Raw genomic sequence first — 5,243 nt, 5'->3', positions numbered from 1 at the left:
AAATGTGTAGAAGAGACAGCGCCGGGGCCGCGGGGCCGCGGACGCCCGAGGAGCTGGCCGGGTGGCAGGCGGGGGTGGCCGGGGCGGCGCATCCCTAGGATGACGGCATGTCGCTGCCGCACGCCATCCTCACCGCCCTGCTGGAGAAGCCCTCGTCGGGGCTGGAGCTGACCCGGCGGTTCGACAGGTCGATCGGCTACTTCTGGTCGGCCACGCACCAGCAGATCTACCGCGAGCTGGGCAGGCTGGAGGAGGCCGGACTGATCCGGGCGCTGCCGAGCGCGCAGCCGGCGCGCGGGCAGAAGAAGGAGTTCGAGGTGCTGCCGGCCGGGTCGGCGGAGCTGGCCCGGTGGGTCGGCGAGAGCCAGGATCCGAAGGCCGTCCGGGATCCGCTGCTGCTGCGCATCCGGGCGGCGGCCGTGGTGGGCCCCGGCGGGCTGGCGCTGGAGCTGCGCCGGCATCTGGAGCTGCACCAGCGGCAGTTGGCGGTGTACGAGGCCATCGACGCGAAGGACTTCCCGCCGGAGCGCACCGCCGACGAGGACCGGCTACGCCGGCTCGTGCTGCACGGCGGCATGGCCCTGGAGACGTTCTGGCTGCGCTGGTTGGAGGAGGCGCTGGAGGTGGTCGGGGACATGGACCCCGAGCGTCCGGGCCCGTCCGCCCCCGAGGCGTGAGCGGCCTGCGGCGTCTGAGCAGCCTGCGACGCCTGAGCGGTCTGCGACGCCTGAGCGGTCCCGGGCGCCTCGGCCGTCCGCGCGTACGGCGCCTGTGGAGGGCTCCGGGCATGCCTGAGCCCCGGTCCGGCGCGGCGGGCGCGCTCGGCCGGGGCGCCACGCCTCGGCGTAGGTGCTTCTCGGTTACTTGTTCAGGGAGGCCCAGAACTCGTCGAAGCTGAGCAGGCCGTCGCCGTTCGCGTCCTTGGCGGCGATCACGGCGTCGGCGACCGGGCCGGTCACCGCGAAGTCGCCCATCGCGGCCATGGCCTCGCGGTACTCGTCGGCCGTGACGAAACCGTCGCCGTCCTTGTCGAAGCGACCGAACGTCGCCTTGGCGTTGTCGATGTCCGCCACTGGGTCCACCCCTTCGTCGTGCTTGTTGACCGGCTCAGGGTAGCGGCCCCGCCGCTGCCGCGGGTCCGGGGGTCCCGATCGAGCGGTCGACAGAAATTCGATTCCCCTTCCAGCAAACGGAATCAATAATTCCGGCCAACAGATCCACGTTCCACTTGTCACGCTCCGGGACCAGCGCATAACGTAACGGCATTGCCGCCACACCAGGAGCGCAGGGCTCCCAGGGACATGCGGCAACAAGGGCGATCACACAGGTGACGATCACAGCTGACGCATCATTCGAAGTTCTGCCCTTCACCCGTACCTGCCGCCATATCTGGGAAGATGGCGACCATGTGCTCATCGGCGTGAGTCCTGGAAACAGCTACTTCAGCGCCGAGCGCATAGCCGCTCTCGCCCAGTGGGCCACGACCCGCTTCGCGCAGGTCGACTTCGTCTACGCCGACCTCCACGTCGACCGGATGTTCGCCGCCTTCGGCTACACCCCGGAACACGCGGAGAAGCGCGCCACGAAGGAGATCAAGGCGGTCCGGCGGCGGATTCTCAAGGGGGTGGAGGAAGCCGCTCCCGAGCAAGCCGAGATCCGGGTGAGGGCGCTTTCCGAATTCCAGGACAACCCGGTGTACCGGTTGCTGCACCGGCGGGTTCTCCATTTCCTCGACACCGATGACGAATTCCGTAAGGGCTGCGAGCAGATGGCCCTTCACTTCGTCGGGTCGAAGTTGCCGGAAGGTGAATCCATCACGGACGGGCAGTTGCAGGTCTGTTTCGACTACATGGCCGCGGAACTTCCCTTCTTCGTGGACACCCCGAGCATTCTGGGCGTGCCGTCCTCGGTGGCGGCCTACCACGTCCGGATGCCGCTGACCGAGGTCCTCTACGGCCGCGGCGGGGGCCTGCGCGCCACCCGCAACCAGGCGTACGCGGTCGTGCGCCCGGACAGCCGGGAACGCACGGAAGGCCCGGCCGGCTCCGAAGGCCCCGAAAGCACCGAAAGCGCCGAAAGCCCTGAAAGGAACGTTGTTGAGTACCGAGCAGCTTGAGAGCGCGGAGCAGCAGCCGCTCCTGGACTTCCCGCTCTCCCGGCGCGGTGACGTCCTGCCGCAGGAGTGCGGCTGGCTGCGCGAGAAGGCTCCGGTGGCCAAGGTGCGCACGCTCACGGGCGACACCGCCTGGCTGGTGAGCAGCTACGCGCTGGCCAAGCAGGTGCTGGAGGACGAGCGGTTCAGCCTGAAGGACACCGCGAACGCCGGCGCCCCGCGCCAGTACGCGCTGACGATCCCGCCCGAGGTCGTCAACAACATGGGGAACATCAACAGCGCCGGCCTGCGGGGCGCCGTCATGAAGGCGCTCAACCCGCGCCAGCAGGGCCTGCGGGAGGTCCTGCACGCCACGGCCGGCGAGCTGATCGACACGATGGTGGCCGAGGGCGGTCCGGCCGACCTCCGGGCGGGGTTCGCCGACCCCTTCTCGGCGGCGCTGCACTGCCAGGTGCTGGGGGTGCCGTTCGACGACTGGCGGCGCCTGATGTCCGGGCTGGACGTCGCGTTCATGACCGCACGCGAGCCGTTCCCGGACTCGGCGCTCAACTGGTACAAGGACGTCGGCTACTTCGCGGAGCAGCTGGCCGGGCAGCTCGCCCGGCCCGCCGAAGAGCGTACGGGGCTGCTCGGCAGGTTCGCCGGCCTGAAGGAGGCCGACCCGGAGTCGGCACACCTGACCGACGAGATGTTCGCGACGGTGGCCGTGTCCCTGTTCGGGGCCGGCGCCGTCTCGACGTCCGCGTTCCTGGTGCTGGCCGTGCTCGCGCTGCTCCAGCGGCCCGAGCTGATCGGGTACCTGCGGGACCGTCCGGAGCGGATGCCGAAGGCCGTGGACGAGCTGCTGCGCTGGAACCTGTCCGTGGGGGACGGACTGCCGCGCATCGCGCTCGCCGACGTCCGGCTCGGGGACGTGCTGGTACGCGAGGGCGAGCTGGTCCTCGTGCTGCTCGAAGGGGCCAACTTCGACCCGGAGGCGTTCGACCGGCCCGAGGTGCTCGACCTGGAGCGGGAGAGCCCCAACGCGCACCTCGCCTTCGGCGGCGGCCGGCACTTCTGTCCGGCCTCCGCCCTCGGCCGGGCGCACGCCGAGATCGCCCTGGAGGTCCTGGTGGACCGGCTGCCGCAGCTGCGGCTCGCGGTCCCGGCGGAGAACCTCGTGTGGCGGACCGGGTTCATCAAGCGGCTGCCGGAGCGGCTGCCGGTCGCCTGGTGACCTGACGGCCGGACGGCCCGGCGGGCCGCACGCCCGTCCGCACGCCCGCCGCACGGCCCGCCGACACGGCAGCACCCCGGGGACCCCGTCCGGTCCCCGGGGAATGCCGTCAGCGGAAGATGCCGGTGTGGCCCAGCGAGTAGCGGCCCGGCTGGGGGTAGACGGCCAGGCCGTGCGGGCCGCCGCCGACGGGGATGCGGGCCAGCTGCTTGCCGGTCGTGGTGTCGATCGCGTAGACCTCGGAGTCGTAGCGGCCCGACAGCCACAGCACCTTGCCGTCGGCCGAGACCCCGCCCATGTCGGGGCTGCCGCCGTCGGGCAGGGTCCACTTCTTGGTGAGCTTGCCGGCCTTGAAGTCGAAGACGGAGACGGTGCCCTCGCCCCGGTTGGAGACGTACATCTCCCGGGAGTCGCGGCTGACGTAGAGGCCGTGGCAGCCCTTGCCGGTGGGCAGCAGCTTCGGGGTCTCGAACTTCTCGCCGCTGAGCACCCACATGCCGTCGGCCATCATGTCCGCGACGTAGAAGGTCCGGCCGTCGGGCGAGATCTTCACGTCCTGCGGCATCGCGCCCTCGAAGGGGAGCTTCTGCTGGCCGATGACCTCCATCTTCTCGGTGTCGACCTTCAGCAGCTCGCCGGAGAACTCGCAGGAGACGATGAAGTACCGGCCGTCCGCGGAGAAGTCGGCGTGGTTGACGCCGAAGCAGGTCACCGGGACGGTCTTGACCCGGTCCATGGTGTGGGCGTCGCGGAAGACCAGCTCGCGGTCCATCGAGGCCATGACGACCGCGTACTTGCCGTTGGGCGTGAAGTACAGGTTGTACGGGTCGTGGACCTCGACCGGCTCGCCCGCCTCGCCCGTGGCCGGGTTGATCGGGGTCAGCGTGTGCCCGCGGTTGTTGTTGACCCACAGGGTCTTCAGGTCCCAGGAGGGCACCACGTGCTGCGGCTGGACCCCGACCGGGATGGTGTCGATGACCTTGTACGACGCCGGGTCGATGACGGAGACCGTGTTGGAGGCGGTGTTCGGCACGTAGACGCGGGAGGGGAAGTCCTTGACCACCGGGGACAGCATGTTCGGCCGGTCCGCCGCGTAGACGTCGTGCGGGTCGAGGAGCGGGGGCATCCCGGGCAGGCCGGGCGGGACCGCCGGGACGGCCTTCGCGGGCCGTCCCGCGCCGGCCGATCCGAGGGCCTCGGGCGAGCCCTTGGTGCCGGCTCCGCAGCCGGCCAGGGCGGCGAGGACCAGTCCGGCGAGCAGCACGGTGGCCTTCCGGGGAAGGCGGGTGGTCGTCATGGCGTCAGCAGCTCCGTGGTGGTCACCGCGCGCAGCTTCCGGCGCGCGAGTTCTTCGAGGAGGGGCGGCATCGCGTCGACCGTGTCCGCGTAGCCGAAGTGCAGGCTCACCACCGATCCGCTGCGGACCGTCCCGGCGACGTTGCGGGTGACGGCCGCGGCGCCGGGCGAGGTGAAGTCGAGGGAGTCCACGTCGTACGACAGGACGTGCGGGTAGCCGGCCCGCTGGGCGAGGCGCTGGACGAGGGGGCTGGCGTACTGGCCCTGGGAGTGGCGGAACCAGGTGCCGATGGAGCCGGTCAGCCGCTTGAGCACCTGCGCGCAGGCGGTGATCTCGGCGTACGCCTGCTCCTGCGCCATGGCGTTGATGTCGAGGTGGCGCTGGGTGTGGTTGCCGAGCTCGTGGCCGCCGTCGAGGATCCGGCGGGCGAGGTCGGGGTGGGTGTCGAGCCAGCTGCCGACGGCCAGGACGGTCACCCGCGCGCCGGCCCGCTCGGCCTCGGCCAGCACGGCGCGGGCGGTGGCCGGGTCGCCGTTGCCGTGGAAGGTGAGGGCCACCCGGGGGCGGTCGCGCGGGCCGTGGTCGATCTGCACGGGCTGCCCGGGGAAGCGCCGCGG

The 5,243-nt window shown here is 71.1% G+C and carries 6 protein-coding genes; 3 read left to right on the top strand and 3 right to left on the bottom strand.

Features of this window, described 5'->3' with window-relative positions:
- Positions 1–107 precede the first annotated feature (107 nt).
- Positions 108–677, top strand: a complete 570-nt coding sequence (locus GPJ59_RS33090; RefSeq protein ID WP_219671612.1) for a PadR family transcriptional regulator — start codon at positions 108–110, stop codon at positions 675–677.
- Positions 678–860: 183 nt separating this feature from the next.
- On the opposite strand, the gene GPJ59_RS33085 is transcribed toward GPJ59_RS33090, so the two are convergent.
- Positions 861–1,073: an EF-hand domain-containing protein gene (locus GPJ59_RS33085; protein ID WP_219671611.1), complete on the bottom strand. Its 213-nt coding sequence runs from the start codon at positions 1,071–1,073 to the stop codon at positions 861–863.
- A 254-nt stretch (positions 1,074–1,327) separates the two neighbouring features.
- Between GPJ59_RS33085 and GPJ59_RS33080 the strand changes: the two genes are divergently transcribed.
- Positions 1,328–2,116 carry a tRNA-dependent cyclodipeptide synthase gene (locus GPJ59_RS33080; protein ID WP_219671610.1) on the top strand — a complete coding sequence of 263 codons (789 nt, stop codon included), beginning with the start codon at positions 1,328–1,330 and terminating at the stop codon, positions 2,114–2,116.
- Positions 2,097–3,329 carry a cytochrome P450 gene (locus tag GPJ59_RS33075; protein WP_219671609.1) on the top strand — a complete coding sequence of 411 codons (1,233 nt, stop codon included), beginning with the start codon at positions 2,097–2,099 and terminating at the stop codon, positions 3,327–3,329. The genes GPJ59_RS33080 and GPJ59_RS33075 overlap by 20 nt, the downstream gene beginning before the upstream one ends.
- 109 nt (positions 3,330–3,438) lie before the next feature.
- On the opposite strand, the gene GPJ59_RS33070 is transcribed toward GPJ59_RS33075, so the two are convergent.
- Together GPJ59_RS33070 and GPJ59_RS33065 are read right to left on the bottom strand one after the other, a co-directional pair.
- On the bottom strand, positions 3,439–4,626 hold the full coding sequence (locus GPJ59_RS33070) for a YncE family protein (RefSeq protein WP_219671608.1): 1,188 nt from the start codon (positions 4,624–4,626) through the stop codon (positions 3,439–3,441).
- Positions 4,623–5,243, bottom strand: a 621-nt coding sequence (locus tag GPJ59_RS33065; protein WP_219671607.1) for a polysaccharide deacetylase family protein, incomplete at its 5' end; no start/stop codon positions are given. The genes GPJ59_RS33065 and GPJ59_RS33070, both read right to left, overlap by 4 nt.

It is taken from the genome of Streptomyces bambusae (assembly GCF_019400985.1).
Taxonomy (GTDB): Bacteria; Actinomycetota; Actinomycetes; order Streptomycetales; family Streptomycetaceae; genus Streptomyces; species Streptomyces bambusae_A.
This window is presented reverse-complemented; position numbering and strand designations above follow the sequence as displayed.